This window comes from Frigoribacterium sp. CFBP9029 (assembly GCF_034045305.1).
In the GTDB taxonomy this organism is placed as follows: domain Bacteria; phylum Actinomycetota; class Actinomycetes; order Actinomycetales; family Microbacteriaceae; genus Frigoribacterium.
Genome location: NZ_JAXCWB010000017.1, coordinates 1 through 22,687 on the forward strand (window position 1 = coordinate 1; position 22,687 = coordinate 22,687).

Annotated in this window: 22 protein-coding genes; 10 read left to right on the plus strand and 12 right to left on the minus strand. The window is 72.0% G+C overall.

Annotated elements, in window-relative coordinates; all coding sequences use genetic code 11:
* The 3 genes from SOM11_RS14295 to SOM11_RS14305 all read right to left on the minus strand — a co-directional run.
* On the minus strand, window positions 1-368 hold a 368-nt coding region (locus tag SOM11_RS14295), incomplete at its 3' end, for a hypothetical protein (RefSeq protein WP_320478455.1).
* Window positions 369-436: 68 nt separating this feature from the next.
* Entirely contained in the window at window positions 437-862 is a 426-nt protein-coding gene (locus SOM11_RS14300) for a hypothetical protein (RefSeq protein WP_320478456.1), read from the minus strand.
* A 101-nt stretch (window positions 863-963) separates the two neighbouring features.
* Window positions 964-3,324, minus strand: a complete 2,361-nt coding sequence (locus SOM11_RS14305; protein WP_320478457.1) for a hypothetical protein — start codon at window positions 3,322-3,324, stop codon at window positions 964-966.
* Between the two features lie 249 nt (window positions 3,325-3,573).
* Between SOM11_RS14305 and SOM11_RS14310 the strand changes: the two genes are divergently transcribed.
* The 4 genes from SOM11_RS14310 to SOM11_RS14325 are packed head-to-tail and all read left to right on the plus strand — an operon-like array spanning window position 3,574 to window position 7,677.
* Window positions 3,574-4,707 (plus strand): ABC transporter substrate-binding protein, encoded by a 1,134-nt coding sequence (locus SOM11_RS14310; RefSeq protein WP_320478458.1) that lies wholly within the window; start codon window positions 3,574-3,576, stop codon window positions 4,705-4,707.
* Between the two features lie 11 nt (window positions 4,708-4,718).
* On the plus strand, window positions 4,719-5,636 hold the full coding sequence (locus SOM11_RS14315; RefSeq protein WP_243214110.1) for an ABC transporter permease: 918 nt from the start codon (window positions 4,719-4,721) through the stop codon (window positions 5,634-5,636).
* Window positions 5,624-6,607 carry an ABC transporter permease gene (locus SOM11_RS14320; RefSeq protein ID WP_320478459.1) on the plus strand — a complete coding sequence of 328 codons (984 nt, stop codon included), beginning with the start codon at window positions 5,624-5,626 and terminating at the stop codon, window positions 6,605-6,607. Before SOM11_RS14315 ends, SOM11_RS14320 begins: the two co-directional genes overlap by 13 nt.
* Window positions 6,604-7,677: an ABC transporter ATP-binding protein gene (locus SOM11_RS14325; RefSeq protein ID WP_243214111.1), complete on the plus strand. Its 1,074-nt coding sequence runs from the start codon at window positions 6,604-6,606 to the stop codon at window positions 7,675-7,677. Before SOM11_RS14320 ends, SOM11_RS14325 begins: the two co-directional genes overlap by 4 nt.
* 75 nt (window positions 7,678-7,752) lie before the next feature.
* On the opposite strand, the gene SOM11_RS14330 is transcribed toward SOM11_RS14325, so the two are convergent.
* From SOM11_RS14330 to ribB, 3 genes are read right to left on the minus strand one after another with little or no spacing between them, the layout of a single operon-like run.
* Window positions 7,753-8,169, minus strand: coding sequence for an SRPBCC family protein (locus tag SOM11_RS14330; RefSeq protein WP_341850019.1), 417 nt, complete (start codon window positions 8,167-8,169; stop codon window positions 7,753-7,755).
* Entirely contained in the window at window positions 8,169-9,380 is a 1,212-nt protein-coding gene (locus SOM11_RS14335) for a lysophospholipid acyltransferase family protein (protein WP_320478460.1), read from the minus strand. Before SOM11_RS14335 ends, SOM11_RS14330 begins: the two co-directional genes overlap by 1 nt.
* Window positions 9,380-10,063, minus strand: coding sequence for a 3,4-dihydroxy-2-butanone-4-phosphate synthase (ribB, locus tag SOM11_RS14340; protein WP_192061790.1), 684 nt, complete (start codon window positions 10,061-10,063; stop codon window positions 9,380-9,382). Before ribB ends, SOM11_RS14335 begins: the two co-directional genes overlap by 1 nt.
* A 194-nt stretch (window positions 10,064-10,257) precedes the next feature.
* On the opposite strand from ribB, the gene SOM11_RS14345 reads away from it, so the two are divergent.
* The 3 genes from SOM11_RS14345 to SOM11_RS14355 all read left to right on the plus strand — a co-directional run bounded on the left by SOM11_RS14345 (window position 10,258) and on the right by SOM11_RS14355 (window position 13,779).
* On the plus strand, window positions 10,258-12,480 hold the full coding sequence (locus SOM11_RS14345; protein WP_320478461.1) for an MMPL family transporter: 2,223 nt from the start codon (window positions 10,258-10,260) through the stop codon (window positions 12,478-12,480).
* A complete protein-coding gene (locus SOM11_RS14350; protein ID WP_243214115.1) occupies window positions 12,477-12,989 on the plus strand; it encodes a MarR family winged helix-turn-helix transcriptional regulator in 513 nt (170 codons plus the stop codon). Before SOM11_RS14345 ends, SOM11_RS14350 begins: the two co-directional genes overlap by 4 nt.
* Window positions 12,990-13,080: 91 nt before the next feature.
* Window positions 13,081-13,779: a Rho termination factor N-terminal domain-containing protein gene (locus SOM11_RS14355; RefSeq protein ID WP_320478462.1), complete on the plus strand. Its 699-nt coding sequence runs from the start codon at window positions 13,081-13,083 to the stop codon at window positions 13,777-13,779.
* A 65-nt stretch (window positions 13,780-13,844) separates the two neighbouring features.
* Here SOM11_RS14355 and SOM11_RS14360 read toward each other — a convergent pair whose 3' ends face one another.
* The 6 genes from SOM11_RS14360 to SOM11_RS14385 form a co-directional block, all read right to left on the minus strand.
* The gene (locus SOM11_RS14360; protein WP_320478463.1) at window positions 13,845-15,698 is read right to left on the minus strand and encodes an immune inhibitor A domain-containing protein; all 1,854 of its coding nucleotides are present in this window, start codon (window positions 15,696-15,698) and stop codon (window positions 13,845-13,847) included.
* Window positions 15,699-15,881: 183 nt separating this feature from the next.
* Window positions 15,882-16,637 carry a 5'-methylthioadenosine/S-adenosylhomocysteine nucleosidase gene (gene mtnN, locus SOM11_RS14365; RefSeq protein ID WP_320478464.1) on the minus strand — a complete coding sequence of 252 codons (756 nt, stop codon included), beginning with the start codon at window positions 16,635-16,637 and terminating at the stop codon, window positions 15,882-15,884.
* Window positions 16,634-17,086, minus strand: coding sequence for an S-ribosylhomocysteine lyase (locus SOM11_RS14370; RefSeq protein WP_320478473.1), 453 nt, complete (start codon window positions 17,084-17,086; stop codon window positions 16,634-16,636). Before SOM11_RS14370 ends, mtnN begins: the two co-directional genes overlap by 4 nt.
* Before the next feature lie 232 nt (window positions 17,087-17,318).
* A complete protein-coding gene (locus tag SOM11_RS14375) occupies window positions 17,319-18,161 on the minus strand; it encodes an ABC transporter ATP-binding protein (protein ID WP_414655470.1) in 843 nt (280 codons plus the stop codon).
* Window positions 18,158-19,177, minus strand: coding sequence for a FecCD family ABC transporter permease (locus SOM11_RS14380; RefSeq protein ID WP_320478465.1), 1,020 nt, complete (start codon window positions 19,175-19,177; stop codon window positions 18,158-18,160). The genes SOM11_RS14375 and SOM11_RS14380 overlap by 4 nt, the downstream gene beginning before the upstream one ends.
* Entirely contained in the window at window positions 19,174-20,235 is a 1,062-nt protein-coding gene (locus tag SOM11_RS14385; protein WP_320478466.1) for a FecCD family ABC transporter permease, read from the minus strand. Before SOM11_RS14385 ends, SOM11_RS14380 begins: the two co-directional genes overlap by 4 nt.
* Window positions 20,236-20,323: 88 nt before the next feature.
* Here SOM11_RS14385 and SOM11_RS14390 point away from each other — a divergent pair, with 88 nt between their 5' ends.
* Genes SOM11_RS14390 through SOM11_RS14400 form a run of 3 tightly spaced genes read left to right on the plus strand, consistent with a single transcriptional unit; the run spans window position 20,324 to window position 22,634 of the window.
* Complete coding sequence (locus tag SOM11_RS14390; RefSeq protein ID WP_320478467.1) at window positions 20,324-21,325, plus strand: iron-siderophore ABC transporter substrate-binding protein; 1,002 nt, start codon at window positions 20,324-20,326, stop codon at window positions 21,323-21,325.
* A 14-nt stretch (window positions 21,326-21,339) separates the two neighbouring features.
* Window positions 21,340-22,212 carry a siderophore-interacting protein gene (locus tag SOM11_RS14395; protein ID WP_320478468.1) on the plus strand — a complete coding sequence of 291 codons (873 nt, stop codon included), beginning with the start codon at window positions 21,340-21,342 and terminating at the stop codon, window positions 22,210-22,212.
* A gap of 53 nt (window positions 22,213-22,265) precedes the next feature.
* Window positions 22,266-22,634, plus strand: a complete 369-nt coding sequence (locus tag SOM11_RS14400) for a hypothetical protein (RefSeq protein WP_192061798.1) — start codon at window positions 22,266-22,268, stop codon at window positions 22,632-22,634.
* Window positions 22,635-22,687: the final 53 nt, after the last annotated feature.

The window sequence follows — 22,687 nt, forward strand, 5'->3', positions numbered from 1 at the left end:
CCGTCCGCGGTCGTGGCCTTGTACCGGCTCGACGCCGTCGCCTGCTCGGGGAACGTCGTCCCCTCCGGTGCGGTCAGCACCACCTTCGGCGCGAAGCCCACGTGCTCCTGGGTGTTGCGAACCATGAACTTCAACTCGGAGGTCTCACCACGCACCAGCTCCGTGGCCGGGACCTCGAGCGCCGAGACCGAACCGAAGTCGTCGGTCGAGGCGTCGGCGGCGGGGGTGTCCGCGCTGGTGACGCTCATGGACGCAGCGGGAGCGGCGACGGCCCCGGGGCCGAATGCGAGCCCGGAGACGACGGTCGCCGTCGCGAGTGCGGCCGCGCCCAGGCGCTGCGCCGGGGTGTTCTTCTTCTTGTTCTTCATGTGGCGGTCTGTTCTTTCTTTCGGGCCGTCGAGGGACGGCGTGAGGGGAGAGGTCTGTCGGCGCGGGGTCATCGGGCGCTGACGGCGATGTCGTCGGCGCCCGTGGACACCTCGGGGGCGTCGCCGCCGTGGGTGACGGTGTTGCCGAACGAGAGGTTGTTGATCGTCTCGACGGACTCGACGTCGACCGTGTTGCCGTCGCTCTCGAGGATCAGGTTCGTGACCGGGCCGAGCGTGATGGTGTTGCCCGAGCCGATGATGTCGACGGTCTCGCAGCCGTCGGGCAGCTCGTACTCGGTGTCGTTGTCGACGAACGTGGCGATGCCGTCGATGCACTCGCCGGTCGGCTTCGGGAAGTCCGTGGCCGAGGCGGTCTCCGAGAAGGCGGGGGTCGGCGTGGCCTCGTCGGCCTCGGTCGTGCCGCTGGTGCAGCCGGTCAGGGCCAGCGCGGCGAACGCGATGCCGGCGGTGGTGGTGAGGAGTGTGCGGCGCATGGTGGTCCGTTCTGTCGTGTGGCGGCGAGCCGGGCGGCACGCCGAAGGGGAAGCTGAGAGGGAAGAGGAGGGCGGAGCAGAGACGGCCTGAGTTCCGAGCGTCACCGGCCCGCCTCGAGGCGGATCTCGTGTCGGCCGTTCTCGACGTCGGCGCGCGCGCTGGTCACCGTGACGGTGACGGGCCCGGCACCGATCCATCGGCGCGCGGTCCACGAGCCGTCGTACTGGACGGTGGCGACCGAGGGTGGTGTACCGGTGCCATCGTCGATCGAGATGCGTGACCAGGTCGTGCCGGTGCCGGTGAAGGTGACCCAGCCGGCCTGCGAGTGGTCGTCGCCGTCGACCGGGGCCGACACGACCAGCTCTCCTTGCGGCACCTGGTCGGAGTAGAGCCGGAGCTGCTGCTCGGTCGACTCCCCGCCCGTCGTCGTGTAGGTCACGGTGAAGGCGATCGAGCCGTTGCCGAGCCACCTCTGGATCGACCAGCGACCGCTGAGGTCGACCCGCGCCTCCAGCGGGGCCAGGCCGGGCGCGGTCAGGGTGACCGTGTCGCCGGTGGATCCGGTGCCCGAGAAGGTGATCGCGCCGGGGGTGAAGGTGCCGCCGTCGGAGTGACTGTCGATCGTGAAGGGCCGGTCGGTGACACCCGTGTTGAATGCGACGGTCTCGGACCCGTTCTCGACGTCGGCCCGGGAGGACGTCACCGTGAACGTGGTCGGCTCGGTGCCGACCCACCGCCGTGCCGTCCACGAGCCGTCGTACTGCACGGTCGCGGTGGTCGGGGCGATGGCGGAGTCGTCGGCGATCGACACCCTCGACCAGGTCGTGCCCGTGCCCGAGAAGGTCACCCACCCCTGTGCCCTGTGACCATCGCCGTCCGAGGGAGACGCCAGGGTGAAGTCGCCCTCGGCCACGGCGTTCGAGAACAGACGGATGCCCTCGATGGTGTTCTCACCCTCGGAGGAGGTGTGCGAGACGGTCAGGGTGTACGCGCCGTTGCCCAGGTAGCGCACCGCGCGCCAGGTCCCGTCGGGGCGGACCTCGGTCGAGACGGGGGCGCCCGAGGCCGGTGCGATGGTCACCGTCGCGCCGGGGAACCCGGAGCCGGTGAACTCGACCTCGCCCGGAGTGAAGCGATCACCGTCTGCGAAGTCGTCGAGGGTCCCGTCGCGGTACCGGTCGACGAACGAGACCGCCGAGCGACCGAAGACGTGGAAGGCCCCGCTGTTCGCCGTGCCGGAGTGCAGGAGGCCTAGCGAGCCCTGGTCGGCGACGCCGAACGGGGTGCGCACGACGGCCTCGAACCGCAGCCGGGACCCGGCCGGGAGGCGGAAGCCGCCGTTCGTCGTGTCGGCGTCGTAGGTGAGGGAGGTCGCGTCGGCCGACGGGGTGCCCCCGGTCAGACGCAGATAGGCGGACTCGCGCCAGTCGCGAGCCCCGGGCAGCAGGTAGGCCACCGGCCGATCATCGGCCGAGGCGAACGTCGTCCCGGCCGGCGCCGTGAAGGTGACCGTCGAGTCCATCGAGGTCAGCTCGGCGGTCGTCTCGACCTGGGCGGTCACCGCGCTGTCCAGCCCGCGGGGGATCTCGGCCGACGGCAGCTCGACGGGGGTGAACTCGCCGGAGGCCGCCGGGACCTCGACATCGAGCGTCGTCGTGCCGTGCACCTCGTCGTTCGGCAGGGTCTGGGTGACCACGAGCGAGGTGACGCCGACCTCGAGATCGGTCAGCGTGAGCGTGTACTCGCCGGTCTCGCCGACGACGACCGACTCGTCGCCGATCGAGACCGTCGACCCCGTGGAGGCGACCCCCGAGACCGCTGCCGAGCGCTCCATCGCGTCGACGACGGCCGACGCGGTGATCTCGCGCTCGGCGAGCATCGCCCCGTCGAGGGCCATCGGCCGCGTGTACGAGGCCCCGTCGACGGCGTGCACGTAGGTGCCGGCACCGCGCGGTGCGATCGCCCGTGCCGTGGCGGTCGACGGCGAGAGCGCCTTCGAGAAGCCCTGCCGCTCGGTCGTGTCGGTCCACTGCCAGTCCTGCTGGGCGGAGGCGTTGCAGCTCGCGATCGTGACCGTGCCGTTGCTCGGCGACGCCTTGGTCAGGCAGCGATCCGCCTTGTCGCCGACACCACGCACCGGGCCGACCTGGCCGACGGCCGGCACCGACCAGTAGTCGGCCTCGGCCTGCGCCTCGGCGAGGGTTCCGCCGCCGCCGGTGCGCATGGTGTCGGGATCGGCTCGGAGGCCGAAGGCGTGGGTCTCGCTCTGGACGATCGCGAGAGGCCCGACGAGGCGGGTGGATTCGGAGGCGATGACGACGGGCGTGCTGCCCGAGGCCCTCACCGACGGGTCGCCCGGCGAGGCGTCCGCGGCAGCGGCCGCTCCGTCGGCGATGCCGCCGAGCACGGTCGCCGTGGCGAGCGCGACTGCTCCGACTCGGAGTGCGGTCCTTCTCGTCATGTGTTCTGGTCTCCCCTGGTGTCATGCCCGGCGGGTCCCGGTGACAATGCGTCAAATATTACCAGAGGAATTCGTATATCGCATGCTAATACGTGTGATGCATGAGCTAGGACGACTCCTGCCGTTCATCTGCGCGACGTGCGGCGGCATCCCCACCGTCGCCGCGCCTCCCTACGGTGCTCGTGGGTCGACCGGCACCCCTTCGTCGCTCCCCGCGACGAGCCTCGGCCCCGCACCCGAAGGATCCCGATGCTCGCCAAGCGCCACCTCGCCGGAGCCGCCACCCTCGCCGCCCTGGCACTGGGCCTCACCGCCTGCTCGTCCGCCGACGCGGGGAGCTCAGGAGGCGCGGCGGGCGACACCGACGCCGCCACCGCCACCAGCGCGGAGGACTTCGGCGGCATGGACCAGCTCGTCGCCGCCGCCGAGGCGGAAGGCGAGCTGAACGTCATCGCGCTGCCCGACACCTGGGCGAACTACGGCGAGATCATCGACGCCTTCGAGAACGAGTACGACATCACCGTCAACTCGGACAACCCCGACGTGTCGAGCGCCGAGGAGATCACCGCGGCGCAGAACCTGAAGGGGCAGGACGGCGCCCCCGACGTCTTCGACCTCGGCTCGGCCGTCACCCTCGAGAACCTCGACCAGTTCGCGCCGTACAAGGTGACGACCTGGGACGACATCGCCGACGATCGCAAGGACGCCGACGGCAGGTGGGTCTACGACTACACCGGTCTGATGTCGATCGGCTACGACGCCGACGCCTTGCCCGAGCCGACCAGCCTCGACGACCTGCTCGGCGACGAGTACAAGGGCAAGGTCGCCCTGAACGGCGACCCGACCCAGGCCGGCGCCGCAGCGGCAGCGATCCAGTGGGCCGCCCTCCAGGACGGCGGCAGCGTCGACGACATCACCCCCGGTGTCGACTTCTTCGGCGAGCTGAACGACGCCGGCAACTTCCTGCCGACCGACCCGACGCCCGCCACCATCGCCTCGGGCGAGACCCCCGTCGTCTTCGACTGGAGCTACAACAACCTGGCCGCCGCGGCCGACGCCGGCGGTCGCGACTGGAAGACCGCCGTGCTGCCCGGCACGGCCCTCGCCAGCTACTACAACCAGGCCATCAACGTCGACGCCCCGCACCCCGCGGCCGCCCGACTGTGGCAGGAGTTCATCATGGGCGACACCGCCCAGAACCTCTACCTCGCCGCCGGCGCCTACCCCGTCCGACTCGACGCCATGGTCGAGGCCGGCACGGTCGACCAGGGCGCCCTCGACGCGGTCGGCGAGCAGCCCGCCGACACCGTGCAGTTCACCAGCGAGCAGACCGAGGCCGCCTCGGCGGTCCTGGCCGAGCGCTGGGCCGCCGTGATCGGCTGATCGTGACGACCGTGGCGAGAGGGGCGGAGTCGTCGACCCGCGCCTCCTCGACCTCCGGCGGCGCCGACTCCCCCCGGGGCCGGCGCCGCCTGCCGGCGTGGTGGGGGCTGACCCCGTTCGCGCTCTACGTGCTGGCGTTCCTGGTGCTGCCGTGCCTGCTGGCGCTCGGCACCGGCTTCGTCGACGGCGACGGCCGGTTCACCCTCGACAACATCGCCGTGCTCGGCGAACCCAGCGTGCTGCGCGCGTTCGGCAGCTCGGCGCTGGTCTCGGGCGTGACCGCCGTGGTCGGCGCCGTGCTCGGCGCCGTCGTCTGCTGGGGCCTCACCGCCCTCCGCCCCGACGGGCTCGTGCGCGGGTTCGTCGACTCTGCGGCCAGCGTCCTCGCCCAGTTCGGCGGCGTCATGCTCGCGTTCGCCTTCACGGCCACGATCGGCATCCAGGGGGTCGTCACGCAGCTGCTGCTGACCCGCTTCGGCGTCGACGTCTTCGCCGACGGGGTCTGGTTCTACCAGGTGCCCGGCCTGCTGCTGCCCTACATCTACTTCCAGGTGCCGCTGATGGTGATCACCTTCATGCCGGCCGTCACCGGACTGCGTCCGCACTGGCAGGAGGCGGTGGCCACCCTCGGCGGCACGGGGTGGCAGCACTTCGCCCGCGTCGTGGTGCCCGTGCTCACGCCCGCATTCGTCGGCAGCCTGCTGCTGCTGTTCGCGAACGCGTTCTCGTCGTACGCGACCGCCGCAGCGATCATCAGTCAGGGCGCCCAGATCGTGCCGCTGCAGATCCGCGCGGCGCTCGTCAGCGAGACGGTGCTCGGTCGCGAGAACGTCGCCGGAGCCCTCGCGCTCGGCATGGTCGTCGTGATGGTCGTGCTGATGTCGCTGTACTCGGTGCTGCAGCGTCGGACCGAGCGGTGGCAGCGGTGACCGGCGTCGGCGTGTCGACCCGTGCCTCCTCGGGGCGCGCCCCCTCGGCGGTCGGGCCTGCCAGCCGCGCTTCGACGACGGCGCGGAGGGTCGCGCTCGGCGTGGTCGGGCTGGTGTTCGCCGTGCCGATCGCGGCGATGGTCGCGTTCTCGCTGCGGAGCGCCGACGGCAGCGGGCACGACCTGAACCACTGGCTCGCGATCGTCGACCCCGAGAACGAGCGGGCGTATCGCAACCTCGTCGAGGGCGTGACGAACTCGCTGGTGCTGGCCATCGTCGCCGCACTGCTGGTACTCGCGCTGCTCGTGCCCGCCATGGTGCTCGTGCACCTCCGCTACCCGCGACTCGCGCGCCCGCTCGAGCTCGTCTGCCTCGTGCCGATCACGGTGCCGGCCATCGTGCTCGTCGTCGGACTCGCGCCGGTCTACTCGGTGGTGACGCGCATCGCCGGGTCGGGCGCCTGGACGCTCGCGCTGGCCTACGGGATCACCGTGCTGCCCTACGCTTACCGGGCCGTGCAGTCCGACCTCGCCGGGACGGATCTGCGCACCCTCACCGAAGCGGCCCGCACCCTCGGGGCCGGCTGGGCGCACATCGCCGTGAGCGTCGTCGTGCCGTCGCTGCGCCGAGGGCTGCTCGCGGCCGCGTTCATCACCGTCGCCGTCGTGCTCGGCGAGTTCACCATCGCGTCGCTGCTCAACCGCGTGACGCTGCAGACGGCCCTGGTGCAGGTCTCGCGGAGCGACCCGTACGCCGCGGTCATCTTCGCCCTGCTGGCGCTGGGCTTCGCGTTCGCACTGCTCGTCGTGATCGGGCGCGTCGGCACTCGCGGGCCGGGCGCCTCGCCCGCGGTCTCGGCAGGCGCCGCGTCTCCCGCCGGTGCTGCTGCCGGTGCCGTCACGCGCGCCGCGCCTGTCGCTTTCGCTCCCTCTGCTCCTCCTGCTCCGCCCGCTCGAAAGGCCCGCTCGTGACCGCCACCCTCACCGCCCCGATCGACGTCGACCGGCGCGCTGGCGCGGCCGTCGAGTTCCGCTCGGTCGTCAAAGACTTCTCGGGGCACCGCGCCCTCGACGGCGTCTCGCTGTCGCTGCGACCAGGCGAGCTCGTGGCCGTGCTCGGGCCGAGCGGCTGCGGCAAGACCACCGCGTTGCGGGGCCTGGCGGGTCTCGAGAGCGTGACGAGCGGCAGCATCACCATCGACGGCGACGATGTCGTCGGCGTGCCGACCCATCGCCGAGACGTGGGCATGGTCTTCCAGGCGTACTCGCTCTTCCCGCATCTGACGGTGCTGCAGAACGTCGAGTTCGGTCTCCGGATGCGCCGCGTCGGGCGCACGGAGCGCACGAGCCGTGCGCGCTCGATGCTCGAGCTGGTCGGCCTCGGCGACCTCGGCGAGCGCTACGCCCACCAGCTCTCGGGCGGGCAGCAGCAGCGCGTCGCCCTGGCCAGGGCCCTCGTCACCCGGCCCCGCGTGCTGCTGCTCGACGAGCCGCTCAGTGCCCTCGATGCGAAGGTGCGGGTGCATCTGCGCGATGAGATCCGTCGGATCCAGCGCGAGCTCGCCATCACGACGATGTTCGTCACCCACGATCAGGAGGAGGCGCTCGCCGTCGCCGACCGCGTCGCCGTCATGCGGGCCGGGTCGATCGAGCAGATCGGCACCCCCGAGGAGCTCTACCGCGAGCCGTCGTCGGCGTTCGTCGCGGAGTTCGTCGGCACGAGCAACCGGGTGCGGGCCGAGGTTGTCGACGGGCGCGTGCGCCTGCCGGGCTGCCGTGAGATCGAGGCGGTCGGGTCGCCGGCCGACGGCGCCGTCTGGGCCTGGGTCCGCCCGGAGGACGTCGTCTTCACCGACGATCCGCACGCGATCGCCGGCACGGTCGAGTCGGTGTCGTTCAGAGGAGCGGTCTCGCGGACGACCGTGCGGACCGACCCCGGCACGGTGCTCACCCTCGACCACCGCCCCGAGGTCGGCCGCCCGATCGGCACCGAGGTGCTCGTCTCGTTCGTCCCCGCCGCCGTGGCGGTCGTCCCGGTCTGATCGCCCCGGTCTGATCGCCTCGGCCGATCCGAGGCGGCCGGTCGACGTGAGCCGGGCGGCCGCCCCGGAGACCGATCAGCCGGCGCGTGCGTCGCCCGCCGTCTGGTCGAGCCTCTCGAGCCGCCACGACGGCACGGGTTCGAACGCCCGCCGCATCAGGCGGAGCACGGCGCCGCGGTGCTCCATCCGATGCGACACGAGGGTGCCGCCCGGCACCCTGTCCATCCGCCATTCGCCGAGCTCGTCGGCGCCGGGGGCCACGAGACGGTAGGCGACTCGTGCCGGCCCGGTCTCGAGGTACGTGATGTGGCCGCCGACCAGCCCTCGGATCCGGATCGGGTACGCCCGGCCGATCGTCGCGGGCCCAGGAGGCGCGGTGACGGACGACAGCGCCGGGTTCCAGTCGGCGACGGCCGAGACCTCGACGAGCACCCGCAGGACGTCCGCCGGGCGACGCCGCATCGAGCGGCTGGCCGAATGCACGACGGGCATCACGTCGCGGCCCCCCGCAGCTCGCCGACCAGGCGTTCGGCCCGGCGCACCCGAGACGCGTGGTGCGGGTGCTGCGTCGGCGTCTCGGCCACGACCCGTCGCAGCTGCTCGAGCGCCTGCCGATGCCGACCGAGCCGCTGCAGGGCCTCGGCCGAGGCCATGGCGGTGCGGGTCGGGTCGGCGGCGTCGGCCGCGGCGACCGCGAACCGTTCGAGCGCCCGCTCGGCGCCGCCGCCGAGGGCCGTCGGCACGGCGAGACACCATCGACCCAGCAGGTAGTTGGCCAGCGGATGGGCGGGGGCCTCGCCGAGGAGGCGCGCGAGGCGTCCGCGGATCACCATCGCGACCACGAGACGGACCGGCCCCCGCCACCGGGTCGCCCGGAGAGCCGCGAGTCGGATCCGCTGCGTCCGCAGGTCGAGACCCCGACGCTCGACGGTGCCGACCACGGTGGTCAGCATGCGCAGTCGACGGAGCACCGCGGGGGCGATCCGCCCGTCGTCCGTCAGCTGGCGGACGATGGAGGCGTCGACGGCGTCGGCCGCGGGCGGCACGGGGATCGCCGACGAACGCGCTGCGTTCCGGGCCGCCCGGGCCACGAGCGACTCGACAACCGCCCGGCTCGACCCGGCGAGGGCCTGCGCCGCCTCGGGCTTCGTCAGTGTGGAGTCGACCTCGAGGGGCGCGCCGATCACGACGTCGACGCGACCTCGTCGGAACCACCGGTCGCCCTTGCGGAGCACGTCGGCGGTGCCGTGCAGACCGATGGGGATCATGGGCGCCCCGTGGGCGAGGGCGAATCGGAAGGCCCCGGGCTTGAACTCGCGCATCGGACCGCCGTCTCCGCGGGTGCCCTCCGGATAGACGCAGAGCCCGTCGCCCGAGCCGAGCACCCGCCGGACCTCGCGGAGGGTGTCGGGCCCGGGGACGTCGCGGTCGACCGGGATGCCGTACCAGGCCGTCGCCCACAGACGAGGGAACGGCCGGGCGAAGCTCTCGCGCTTGGTGAGGAACCAGACAGGACGGCCCCGGAGGGTCTGGACCACCACCTGGACGACGAAGTGGTCGAAGTAGCTGGCGTGGTTCGGGACGACGACGAGCGGACCGTCGAGCGGGATGTTCTCGAGCCCTTCGACGCTGCCGATGCGCCGTCGGACGATGCGCCACACCACCGACCGGGTCGCCCCGCGGATGACGCGGAGGGCCAGCATCAGTCGCGACCCTGCTCAGTGCGAGCCTCGTCGGCGCGGTGGCGGACGAGCTCCGCGATGCTCGTCAGCACGAGGCCGTGCTCGGCCGCGAACTCGCGCAGGGCGTCGAGACGGAGCATCTCGCCGTCGACCCCGATGATCTCGACGATGACGCCGGCGGGCGCGCACCCGGCCAGACGGGCGAGATCGACCGACGCCTCGGTGTGGCCGGGTCGCTCGAGGACCCCGCCGGGGCGGGCGATCAGCGGGAACACGTGCCCGGGTCGGGCGAGGTCGTTAGCGTCGCCCGACACGGCGAGGTGGATGGTGGTCGCCCGCTCGGAGGCGGAGATGCCCGTGGTGACGCCGTGAGCGGGTGTGCCGTCGATCGACACCGTGAAAGCGGTCGACTGGTGGTCTTCGTTCTTCTCGACCATGGGGTCGAGTCGCAGCTCGGCCGCGCGCCCCTCGTCGAGCGCGAGGCAGACCAGGCCGCGACCGTGGGTGATCATGAAGTTCACGATCTGGGGTGTGACGTGCTCGGCGGCGACGATGAGATCGCCTTCGTTCTCGCGGTCCTCGTCGTCGACCACGACGACCATCTCGCCGCGGCCGATGGCGTCGATGGCGGCTCGGGCGTCGCTCAGGGGCGCGGCGCCGATGGCGGCGGGCGGTGCGTCGGGGGTCTCGGTCTGCAGGGTCATGGTGCTCCTCGTGAGGTGATGTGTCGCGTGGCGGGCTGTGCCAGCAGCCAGAATGTCAGATGTATGACTCCACAACAAATGTCGAGACATCTATCGGCCTCGAGCCTCGAATCGACGTCGGACCCGCTACGTGATACAACATGCATGTTCCATCATCTACCGGCGTCGTCCGACGCCCTCGACGGGAGACCGCCATGTCACGACCGAACCATCCCCTCCGGCGAGCACCTCGCCTCGTCCTCACCGCGTGGGTGATCCTGGTGGCGGTCGCCGCGGCCCTCGCCCTCCAGCTCGACGGCGCCCTGTCGGGCGGCGGCTTCACCGCACCCCGGGCGGAGGCGCTGGTCACCCAGGCGGGCATCGAACGCGACTTCGGCGACGCCCCCAACCAGGTCGTCGTGGTGCTCGACGGCGACGACGCCATCTCCCCCGCCGCGATCGACGAGACGACGGCGCTGCTCACCGAGCATGGAGCGGTCTCGGTGACGACACCCGGGCAACGACCCGACTACGCGTCCGCCGACGGCCGGACGGTCGTGATCACCGCGGGCTTCGACGGCGACAACACCGTCGCTCAGAACCTCACCCCCGACCTGCAGGAGGGCGTCTCCGACCTGGCCGGCGGCGTCGACGGCTACGTGACGGGTCAACCCGCACTCGACTACCAGCTGAACGCCCACTCGAAGGAGGACGCCCTCCGGGCCGAGCTGATCGTCTTCCCCGTGCTGATCATCGTCCTCCTCATCGTCTTCCGCTCGGTCGCCGCGGCCGTCGTGCCCCTGCTCATCGCCGGCTCGTCGCTCGCGATCGCCCTGGGCGTCGGCTACCTCATCGCCCGCGAGACCGACGTCTCGAACCTGTACTCGAACATCGTCTCGATGATCGGCCTGGCGGTGTCCGTCGACTACTCGCTGTTCATCGTGAAGAGATTCCGCGAAGAGCTGAGCCACGGTCGGAGCGTGCGCGACGCCGTCGACGTCGCGATGGCCCGCGCGGGTCATTCGGTGCTGTTCTCCGGCGCCGCGGTCATCGTGGCCCTGGCCGCCCTGCTCGTCCCCCGCGTCATGGCCTTCACGAGCATCGCCCTGGGCGGCATGATCGTCACCGCGGTGGCGCTGGTTCTCACGCACACCGTCCTGCCGTCGCTCCTCATCCTCCTCGGTCGTCGGATCGACTGGGGTCGCGTCCCCCTGCCCAGCCGTCGACCTCGCCGGGCGTCCGGCTCCACCGCCGCCGACTCGACGAGCACCGGCACCGGCACCGGCACCGGCATGCGCGGTCGCCCGAGCCCGACCCGCGCGATGTCGGCCGTCGTGGCCCTCGTCGGCGTCGTGGGGCTGCTCGCCGTGTCGTCGCCGGCCCTCGGCCTCTCGCTGCAGTCGCCGGTCGCGAGCGCCACCGTCCTCCCCGAAGACGACCCCGCTCGCATCGGACTCGACGTGGCCGCGGCCCGGATCGGCGTGGACGACCTGTTCCCGCTCCAGGTCGTCATCGGCGCGGACGACGCATCGGAGCTCGTCGACGACGTCGCGAAGGCCAGCCGCCTGCTGCAGGAGCACGCCGACGTCGCCTCGGTCACGAGCGTCACCACCTCCGGGATCGACCCGGCGCTGCTCCCCGCGCTGCTGGCCAGCGACGAGGCTCCCGCCGAACTGGGGGCGCTGTGGGCCGAGGGCTCCGCGGGGACGGTCGCGCGCCTCCTCGTCACCACCGACGACGGACCGGACTCGGTCGAGGCGCACGACCTCGTCCGAGAGATCCGCGACGAGCTGCCCGACGAGCTCGGCTCGTCGTCGACCGTCGCGGTCGCCGGGGCGACCGCCCAGGGGCTCGACTTCGACGAGACGCTCGTCGACTCGCTGCCGACCATCGCCGTCCTCGTGTTCGTCGCGACGTTCCTGCTGCTGATCGTGGCGTTCCGATCCGTGACGCTCTCGCTGCTGGCGCTCGCGTTCAACGCGCTCGTCGTCGGGGCGAGCCTCGGGGCGCTCACCCTCGTGCAGTCGCTCACGAGCGACGTGCCGCTGAACTCCGTCACACCCGTCCTGCTCTTCGCCGTGATGTTCGGGCTGAGCATGGACTACATGGTGATCATCATCGCCCGGATCGCCGAGACCTACGAGCGCGGGGCCGTCTTCGGCTCGGCGGTGACCGACGGGCTGCGGGCGACCCGACCCATGATCAACAGCGCCGCCCTCATCATGATCGTCGTCTTCCTCGCGTTCATGACCGGGCAGATCAGCATCGTGCGCGAGATCGGCCTGGGGCTGGCGATCGCGGTGGCCCTCGACGCCGTCGTCATCCGCACGATCGTGCTGCCGTCCGTGCTGCGGGCCATCGGCCCGGGCGTCTTCGGGGCGCGGAGTCGTCAACGTCGATCGCAGCCCCAGACGGCGGGCGGTAATCTCGTGTCGTGACATCCTCTGGCGGACCCCGAGCCGAGCTGGCCCCCTCCGAGTTGCGCTACCTCGTGCTCGCCGCCCAGCGCGAAGGCAACCGAGCCGTGGCCGACGCGCTGGCTCCCGTCGGGCTGACGCCCTCGCAGGCCGAGGTCGTCGGGGTGCTCGACGACTCCGGCCCCCTGACGCTCAAGGCCCTGGGCGAGCTGATCGTCTGCGAGACCGGCAGCCCGAGCCGGATCGTCGACGCGCTGGTCCGCCGTGGGCTCGTCGCACGCGAGACGAGCCCCGACGACCGTCGCGCCGTCGTCCTCAGCCTCACCGACGACGGCCGCGCGCTCGTGCCGCACGTGCGGGCGGTCGACGCGGGGATGGACGACGTGCAGGGTCGCACCTCGGGCGACGACCTGGCCGGGCTCGTCGCGGTGCTCCGCGGGTTCCTCGCCGGCTCGGCCAGTGCGGAGGTGCTCGACCGCCGATTCGGCGCCGACCGCACGGTGGTCGAGGACGCTCCGCGTTCCGACTGAGCGGACTCCTCGACTCCCGCCGGCGGATCGGTCGGGCGCCGGAAAGGCATGAGGGGGTTGTGCGTACACCTCGAGGGTCGACAATGTCGGAGTGAGCAAAAAGATCAAGACAGCCCTCAGAGATCTCGTCGACGCCCTCGAGAAGCACGCGGCAGTGACCGCGGAGCGACCGACATCGTCCAAACGCGCTGGTCGTGCGACGGCGAAGGTCCGCTCCGCGGCCGCCGCCTACACGTCGATCGTCGCCGACAAGACCGGGCAGCCCAACCCGTTCGTCGACTTCCTCGACGACGAGACCGTCGCCTCGCTGCGCGCCGAACGCGACGCCGTCGCCCGCAAGCACGACGACAAGAAGTCGAAGGGCGACGAGAAGACCGTCGTCGCGCCGACCCCGTCTCTCGACGAACTCACGAAGTCGGAGAAGAAGGGCAAATCGGACAAGAAGGGCAAGTCCGACGAGAAGGGCAAGACGGACAAGAAGGGCAAGTCCGACAAGAAGGGCAAGTCCGACGAGAAGGGCGAGTCCGAGAAGACTGACAAGAAGGACAAGTCCGACAAGCCTTCGAAGACCGCCCCCGTCGCGTCGTCGATCTTCGTCCCGCCGCTTCCCCCGGTCGTCACCGTCGACGAGACCGTCGCCGACGACACCGCGATCGACCCGTCTCGCGACCTCACCGCGATGACGCTCGTGCAGCTGCGCGCCCTCGCGCGCGAGGCCGGGCTCTCCGGGGTGTCGCGGGCGACGAAGGCGCAGCTGATCGAGCACCTGCACCGCGGCGCCACCAGCTGAGTCGACGGACGACGGGAGGCGCGGGTCCACTGGACCCGCGCCTCCTTCATGTCTCCCGCGTGCGCTCAGTCGACGCGGAGGGTCATCATCCCCTGCTTGTTGCTCTGCAGCACCTGGATGGTCGTTCCCGACCCGGCGACCTTGACCGAGCCCTGCGGGTTCGACGCGTCGTAGTACGCGAGCGGGTCGCTGTCGTCGAACATCGACACCGCCGGTCGCGCCGGCGCGGTCATCGTCAGCGACGCGCCGCCGAGCTCGCGGTGCAGCGTGATCGGGTCGGTGCGCTGGATGCCGAACGTGGCGTCGAAGCTCTGGATCCGGTTGCGGGCGACCGAGCCGTCCGACCAGGTCAGCGCCGTCGGGTTCGCGTCGACCGGCAACGCGAGCCCCGCACCGGGGTGCTGCGCCGTGTTGTTGTCCGACTGCGCGGAGTCCCAGTAGGTGATGCTGAGGCCGTCCTGATACGGGAAGTGCTCGACGCGGTCGGGCTGCGACTCGAGCCAGCCGAAGTTGTACGGACCGGTGCGCAGGGTGTCGTCGTAGCCGCCGTACTGCCGGTTCTCGGCGAGATAGAAGCGAGCGTTCCCCTTCTTGTCGAAGGGCAGCGTGACCACGACGGCCTGGGGCTTCTTCGTGGCGTGGAACGACGGGCCGATCTGGTGCGTGGACTTCGCCGCCTTCGGGCCGCCCACCGCGATCTCGTAGTCGAGCCAGCCGAGCTGCAGCTTCTCCCAGGCGCCCATCTGGTTCGGGGTCGTGCCGATCGCCCCGTCGCCGTGACTCAGCCACGAGCCGGAGCTCATGAGGGTCCAGAAACCGGTGCCGTTCTCGCCGCCGCTGGTGTCGTAGAGGTCGGGCAGACCCAGGTCGTGACCGTACTCGTGGGCGAAGACGCCGAGGCCGCCGTTCTCGGGCTCGGTCGTGTAGTCGCGCACCCAGAAGTCGGTGTCGCCGATCTTCACTCCGCCGAACGGATTGACCGCGGGGCCAGCCGTGCCCTCCGCGTCCTGACCGACCGCCCAGCGGTGCGACCAGATGGCGCTCGAGTCGGCGCCCGCCTCCTCGCCCTCGCCGGCGTGGATGGCCTGGAAGTGGTCGATGTAGCCGTCGGGCTCGTCGAAGACGCCGTCGGCGTCGTAGTCGTAGCGATCCCACTGGTCGAAGGTCTGCAGGTACTCGGTGATCTGCGCGGGAGTCTTTCCGCGCGCGATCTGGTCGTCGTACCAGGCGTCGGCGGTGTCCTGCACGAAGCGGGTCATGTCCGTCTGGCTCTCGGTCTCGCCGTAGCTGGCCGACGAGTACGGCACGGTGACCCAGTCGCTGACGTCGCCGTCAACCGTGTACCGGCCGCTCGACATCTCCTCGTAGACGCCCTTCAGCGACTCGCCCTGCTGGTCGAAGAACATGTCGAGGTAGTGGCCGCGGCTGAAGTCGTTGGTCCAGTACGTGGAGTTGTCGTTCGCCCTGTCGGGCTGGGCGATCTCGTTGTGGATCGGGCCGGCCGGCGCGTCGGCGTAGCGCGGGTCGACCTCGTCGCCGAAGTCGACGAGGAACGACAGGATCTGGTCGCTCGACTCGACGCCGTACTGGGCCCACTGACCCGGCTTGATCTCGACCGACTCGCTGTCGCTGCGCGCGCTCCGCTGCTGCGGCTCGGCCTGACCGGTGATCACCTGGGCCACCGCCTCGCGGTTCAGCTCGCGCTGGGCCTCGGCGGCGGGATCGGGACGATCGTCTCTGCTGCGGGGCGAGAGCTGACCGTCGGCACCGGGTGCCGCGGCGGCGGCGGATGCCGCGGCGGCTGAAGGCCCGGCGGCGGACCCGGTGGTGGGAGCGGCGCCGGCCGGCGAGGCGAGCGAGGCGACGAGGAGCGACGCGAACGCCACTCCCCCGATCGCATTGACGTGGCGTTTCTTCACGAAGTGGACCCCTGTCGTTCATCCGAGAAAACTCTTAGGGAGAACATAGGTTCGTGGGGACTTCGTGCACAGTGGGCACTTCAGAGGTCGACGGTGTCCCCCGAACGAGGGAGCCGAGGAGGCGCGGGTCGACCCGACCCGCGCCTCCTTCGTGCCCTGTGGCGCGTGAGCGGACGCCGCCGGTCAGCGGCCCGCCAGGCCCCGCACCAACGCCAAGGCGACGTCGGCCGAGCGCCCGGCCGTCAGGGCGAGGTTCTCGTCGTGCACGTCGTGGGCGTCGGGCCCCGCGAGATCGCTGACGCCGCGTACCGAGACGAACGGCACGCGATAGACGTGGCAGGTCTGCGCGATGGCCATCGACTCCATGTCGACCGCGTCGACGTCGACCACGTCGGCGAAGGCGCTGCGGACGCCGACCACCCGGTCGGCGGTCATGAACGCGTCGCTCGACGCGATCAGGCCGGGGCGCACGGCCCAGCCGGCCTCGGACGCGACGGACGTCCCGCAGGCGAGGGCCGCCTCCATCAGGTGGGCGTCGGCGTGGAAGCTGGCCGGCATGCCCGGCACCTGACCGAGGCGGTACCCGAAGACGCGCGCATCGGCGTCGAGGTTGATGTACTCGGCGCCCGCGACCACGTCGCCGATCTCGATCCCGTGGCCCATGCCGGCCGCGGTGCCCGCGCTGACGACGGTCGGCACGACGCCGTCGAGCGCGCCCGCCCGCACGATGGCCGACGTCGTCGCACTGGCGGAGTTGACGAAGCCGATGCCGCCCTGCACGAGCAGCAGCTCGACCCCGTCGATCTCGACGACGCGCTGCAGCGAACCGCCGACCGCCACGGGCTCGTCGACCCGGGAGGCGCGGTCGACGAACGGCTGGGCCTCGTCGCTCATCGCGACGACGACGATGATCGGCGGGACGGCTGCGCCCCGGCTCATCGGGTGACGGTCGACCACTGGTCGCGGGCCGCGAGGAACCCGCGAGCGACCTTCTGTGCGGCCTCGAGCGAGTGGTTCGCACCCCAGCCGCACTGCGTCTCGTTCGCGGCCGGCACCTCGGTCGCCGTCGTGATGTCGGTCAGCGTGCCCTCGACGAGCGACATGACGTCGTCGATCTCGGGGGTGCCCTGCAGGATCAGGTAGAAGCCGGTCTGGCAGCCCATCGGCGAGAAGTCGATGACGTCGTTCGAGCGGTTGCGCGAGTGCTCGGCGAAGAGGTGCTCGAGCGAGTGCACGGCGGGCATCTCGAGGTGCGCCTCGTTCGGCTGCGTGAAGCGCACGTCGAACTTGGTGATCGTGTCGCCCTTCGGGAGCGTCTTGTGATCGGCGACACGGATGTAGGGGGCCGCGACGGTGCGGTGGTCGAGGTTGAACGACTCGACGTTCATCTTGGGCTGGGTCACGATGTCTCCTCTGCGCCCGGGGCGCGGTCTCGATGGGCGGATCACCCTGGGGGTGCAACGCCCGTACGAACCTAGGCCATTCCCTCCGGCCGTGTCGGCGGCGGCATCGAGGTGACGCGGAAGGGGCATCGTGCGGCGTGCAGGGGTCCCGTTGCGTCACCTCGATGCCGCGCGGGGGCGCGGGTGCAGGGGCGCGGCGGCGGCCGGGGCGGCGGGGTCAGCGGCGGCGGGGGACGACGAGGGGGGTGCCGGTGACGGGGTCGGGCACGATCAGGCAGGGCAGGTCGAACACGTCGGCGACGAGCCGCTCGGTGAGCACGTCGGCGGGTGCGCCGGTCGCCACGACGTCGCCGTCTTTCATCACGATCAGGTCGGTCGCGTACCTCGCCGCCTGGTTGAGGTCGTGCAGCACCGCGACCACCGTCGTCCCCTGCAGGTGCAGTCGGGCGAACAGGTCGAGCAGGTCGTACTGGTGCGCGATGTCGAGATAGGTCGTCGGCTCGTCGAGCAGCAGCACGGGGGTCTGCTGCGCGAGCGCCATCGCCACCCAGACGCGCTGCCGCTGGCCGCCCGAGAGCTCGTCGACCGCCACGTCGACCAGCCCGGTCAGGTCGGTCTCGACGAGAGCGGCGTCGACGGCCTCGCGATCGGCCGCCGTCCACTGCCGGAACAGCCCCTGGTGCGGGTAGCGCCCGCGCGACACGAGCTCGGCCACGGTGATGCCCTCGGGGGCGGTCGAGGTCTGCGGCAGCAGCCCCACCGTGCGGGCCGCCTCCTTCGGCGGGACGGACGCGAGCTCGCGCCCGTCGAGCAGCACCGACCCCGACCGGGGCTTCAGGAGGCGCGCGAAGGCCCGCAGGAGAGTCGACTTCCCGCACGCGTTCGGCCCGACGATCACCGTGAACGAGCCGTCGCGGATCTCGGCGTCGACGGACTCGCTGACCGTCCGCCGGTCGTAGGCGAGGTGCGCGGACCGGGCGACCAGACGCGGCGACGGAGCGACGGGCGCGGCGCCGGATCCGCCAGCAGCGGCGGCGGTGGTGGGGGTTCTCTCGGTCACACGGACCTCCGACTCTCTCCGACGAGCAGCGTGATCAGGTAGACCCCGCCGATGACGAGTGTGACGAGCCCGACCGGCACCGGGCTCGACGTGATGTGCTGCGCCACCAGGTCGGCGACGAGCAGCAGGACGGCGCCCGTGAGGGCTCCGGCGACGAGGGGCACGCCCGCCGACCGGACGAGACGCCGGGCCAGCTGGGGGGCGGCGAGCGCGACGAATGCGATCGGCCCGGTGCTCGCGGTCACGACGGCCGTGAGCGCCACCCCGACGACGACCAGGGCCAGCCGCGCCCCCTCGGCCCCGAGGCCGTGCGACCGCGCGGCGTCGTCGCCGAGCTCGAGCTGCCGCAGCGGGCGGGACAGCATCATCACGAGAGGGGTCAGCACGGCGATGAGCACGAGGGCGGGCACGAGCTGCGCCCAGCCGACGAGCGCGAGCGACCCGGCGCCCCAGAACGACGCGGTGAGGGCGACCTCGTTCTGCGCCCGCAGCAGCAGCCAGCTGTTGACGGAGTGCAGCAGCGCGGTCACGCCGATGCCGACGATGATCAGCCGCAGGCCCTGCACCCCGCCGCGGTAGGCCAGCAGATACACGATCAGCGCCGTCAGCAGCCCTCCGGCGAGGGCGCCTCCGGCCGTGCCGAGCGTCGACGACGCCCCTGTGACGATCACGACGATCGCGCCCGTGTACGCGCCGGTCGAGAAGCCGATCACGTCGGGCGAGCCGAGCGGGTTGCGGGTCAGCGACTGGAAGATCGCGCCCGAGACGCCGAGCGCGGCGCCGAAGACGAGGGCGGCGAGCACGCGCGGCAGTCGCCAGCCGAGCACGATGGTCGACGCGAAGCCGTCGCCGCCGGACAGGGCGCGGACGACCTCGATCGGGCTGAGCGGGTAGTCGCCGATGCCGAGCGCGACGATCGCCACGACGAGGGCCACGACGGCGAGCGCGATCGTCGCGATGCGGCGCCGATCCCGTGCCGTCGCGACGCGGCGGGGGCGGGGGCTCAGGGCGGTCATGATCCGCCCACCCGGCGTCGACGGGCGATGGCGATCAGCACGGGGGCCCCGACGGCGGCGGTCACGAGCCCGGCGGCGAGCTCCCCGGGAGGCGCGACGACGCGACCGAGGACGTCCGCCAGCAGCAGCAGCGCCGGCCCGAGCAGGGCCGAGAGTCCGGTGATCCACGGCTGACTCGGCCCGACCAGACCTCGGGCGGTGTGCGCGACGATCAGGCCGACGAACGCGATGGGCCCGACGATCGCGGTCGCGCCTCCGGCGAGGAGCGTGACGACGATCAGCGACAGCACCCGCACGGTCGGCACCGAGACCCCCACCGACGCGGCGTGCTCGTCGCCGAGCGAGACGGCGTCGAGCGGCCGGGCGGCGACGAGGGCGACGACGAGGCCGACGGCGACGAAGGGGGCGACGGTCAGCACGGGCTCCCAGCCGCGGTCGGCCAGCGAGCCGACCTCCCAGGCGCGGACGGCGTCGAACCGGCGGGGGTCGGACAGCACGATGGACGACGTGATGCCTGCGAGGACGGAGCCGAGCGCGAGACCGGCGAGGGTCAGACGGGCCGGACCACCGCCTCCTCGGCCCGCTCCGCCGATGAGCGAGACCGCGACCGTCGCGAGACCGGCCCCGACCAGCGAGAACCAGACCCAGCCGCTCGCGGCGGAGACGCCGAAGACGCCGACCGCGAGGGCGACGGCGAAGGCGCTGCCCGAGGTGACCCCGAGGATGCCCGGGTCGGCCAGGGGATTGCGGGTCACCGCCTGGACGACGGCACCGGCCACCCCGAGACCCGCCCCCGCGACGATGGCGGCGACCGTTCGGGGCAGACGGAGGTCGAGCACCGCGGCGGCGTCGGCGGAGTCGCGCGACGCGGCGCCGACGATGATGCGGACCACCTCGTCGAAGGCCACGGGTCGAGCCCCGACGGCCAGCCCGAGGACGGCGGCGAGCACGAGGAGGAGGACGGCGATCACCAGGGCGAGCAGGCGGGTGCGGCGTCGGCGGACGCCGCCGGCCGGCCGCTGACCGCGGTCGACCCCGTGGATCTCGGACGTCGCCATGCGGATTAGCTTAGGCTACCCTCACCTGAGACCCCGTCGAGGGTCCGCCCCCGTCTGATCGCCCACCCCTTCCCCACGCAAGGAATCCATGCGCAAGTCACTCACGCTCGCCTCCGTCATCGCCGTCGCCGCCCTCTCGCTCGCAGGGTGCTCGGCCGACTCCGACTCCGACACCGACTCGGACGGAGGGTCGACCGCCGGCGGCGCCGGATTCCCCGTCACGGTCGAGACCGCCTTCGGAGACGTGACCGTCGACGAGAAGCCGCAGCGCGTCGTCGCGCTCGGCTGGGGCGACGCCGAGACGGCCCTGGCGCTCGGCGTCCAGCCCGTCGGCGCCTCCGACTGGCTCGCCTTCGGCGAGGAGAACGACGGCGTCGGCCCCTGGGCGCAGGGTCTCTACGAAACCCCGCCCGAGATCATCGGCACGCTCGAGCCCTCGTACGAGGCCATCGCGGCGCTCGAACCCGATCTCATCCTCGACACGAAGAGCTCCGGCGACCAGGCGCGCTACGACCGCCTCTCGGGCATCGCGCCGACCATCGGCGTCCCCGAGGGCGGCGAGAACTACCTGACCGACTTCGAGGACCAGATGGACCTCGTCTCCACCGCCCTCGGCGAGGAGGCCGAGGGCGACCGTCTCGTCGCCGAGAGCGAGTCGGCCGTCGAGGCCGTCGCCGACGCCCACCCCGAGTGGGACGACCTGACCGTGACCGCCGCCACGAAGACCAGCGAGGGCTGGGGCGCCTACATCGAGGGCTCCGAGCGCGTCGACCTGCTCGAGGAGTTCGGCTTCGACCAGAACCCCGAGATCGCGGCTCTGACCCCGAACGCCGGCGGCTTCTCGGTCGACATCTCGTCCGAGCAGCTCGACGTGATCGACGCCGACGTGATCATCGCGTTCCCGATCTTCATCGAGACGACCGAGATCACCGACGACCCGCAGTGGCAGCAGCTGCCCGCGGTGAAGGCCGGTCACGACATCGTGATCGACGGCGACGTCTCGTCGGCCTACTCGCTCGGCACCTCGCTCTCCCGCCAGTACGCCCTCGATCAGCTCGTCCCGCTGCTCGAGGACGCCACGGCGAACTGATCGGAGGGGATCGCGTGCGCGAGACGACTCCGGAGACCGGCACCGCGCCTCCTCGGCGCCCGGCCCGGCGGCAGCACGTGCTCGTCGTCGACCGGACCGAACGCGTGTCGCCGCATCTGATGCGCGTGCACCTGGGCGGACCGGCGTTCGACGGGTTCGTCGAGGCGGGCGAGGCCGCGCTGACCTCGACCGACCGCTACGTCAAGCTGCTGCTGGCCCGCCCCGGTCTCGGTCTGCAGCCGCCGTTCGACCTCGAGGCGCTGCGGGCCGAGCTCGCACCCGCCGACCTGCCGGTCCGTCGCACCTACACCGTGCGGTCGATCGACCGGGCGACGCGCACCATCGCGATCGACTTCGTCGTGCACGGCGACGAGGGCGTGGCCGGGCCGTGGGCTCTCACGGCCCAGCCGGGCGATCGACTGCAGATGTCGACGCCCGCCGGTCTCTGGGCACCGGTCGACGACCCCGCGGTGCTGCACCTGCTGCTCGCGGACGACTCGGCGCTGCCCGCGGTGGCGTCGGCCCTCGAGTCGATGCCCGCCGACTCGCGCGGGCTGGCCCTCGTCGAGGTCGACACGGCCGACGACGAGCTCGACCTCGTCCGACCGGCGGGAGTCGAGCTGCGCTGGCTGCACCGCGGCGGCACCGCCACCCCGGGGGCGCCGCTCGTCGCCGCCCTCGCGGCGCTCGACGCCCCCGAGGGCCCCGTCGCCGTCTTCGCCCACGGCGAGCGCGGAGCCATGAAGGAGGCGCGGGCCATCGTGCAGGACGCCTGGGGTCTCGATCGCGCGGCCCTCTCGGTGTCGGCGTACTGGGCGCTCGGTCGGGCGGAGGATCGGTTCCAGGAGGAGAAGCGCGAGCCGATCGGGGCGATCTTCACGGAGTGACCCGGGCGGTCGACGACGGCTGTGGTGCACAGGGAGCCGCGAAGAGGCGCAAGATGTCTTCCGTGCAGAATGTGCAGAACGACCTGATGTCGCCCGAGAACAACGTCCAGCGGATCATGTGGACGGGGACCTACTGGTTCATGGCCGCCGTCGGGAGCGTCGCGGTGAGCCTCGGTCTCCTCCTCTCGTCGGGCTGGCGCCCCACCGTGCTGCCGACCGGACTCGCCGTCCTGTTCTGGGCCGCCTTCGGCCTGGTGGCCTTGAGCATCGGCCTGATCGGCTGGTCGGGCTGCCCCATCCTCGAGGTCGACGTGCCCACCGCGAGTCGCAACAAGTCGCTGACGATGCAGGGCGGCACGATGTTCTTCATCGTCGGGATGACCGCCGCGGCGGCCGCCGTGCTGCTCGGCCCCGCCGCCTGACGGGGCGTCGCCGGCGCCGTCTCCGTCGACCGACTAGGCATCACGGTCGGCTG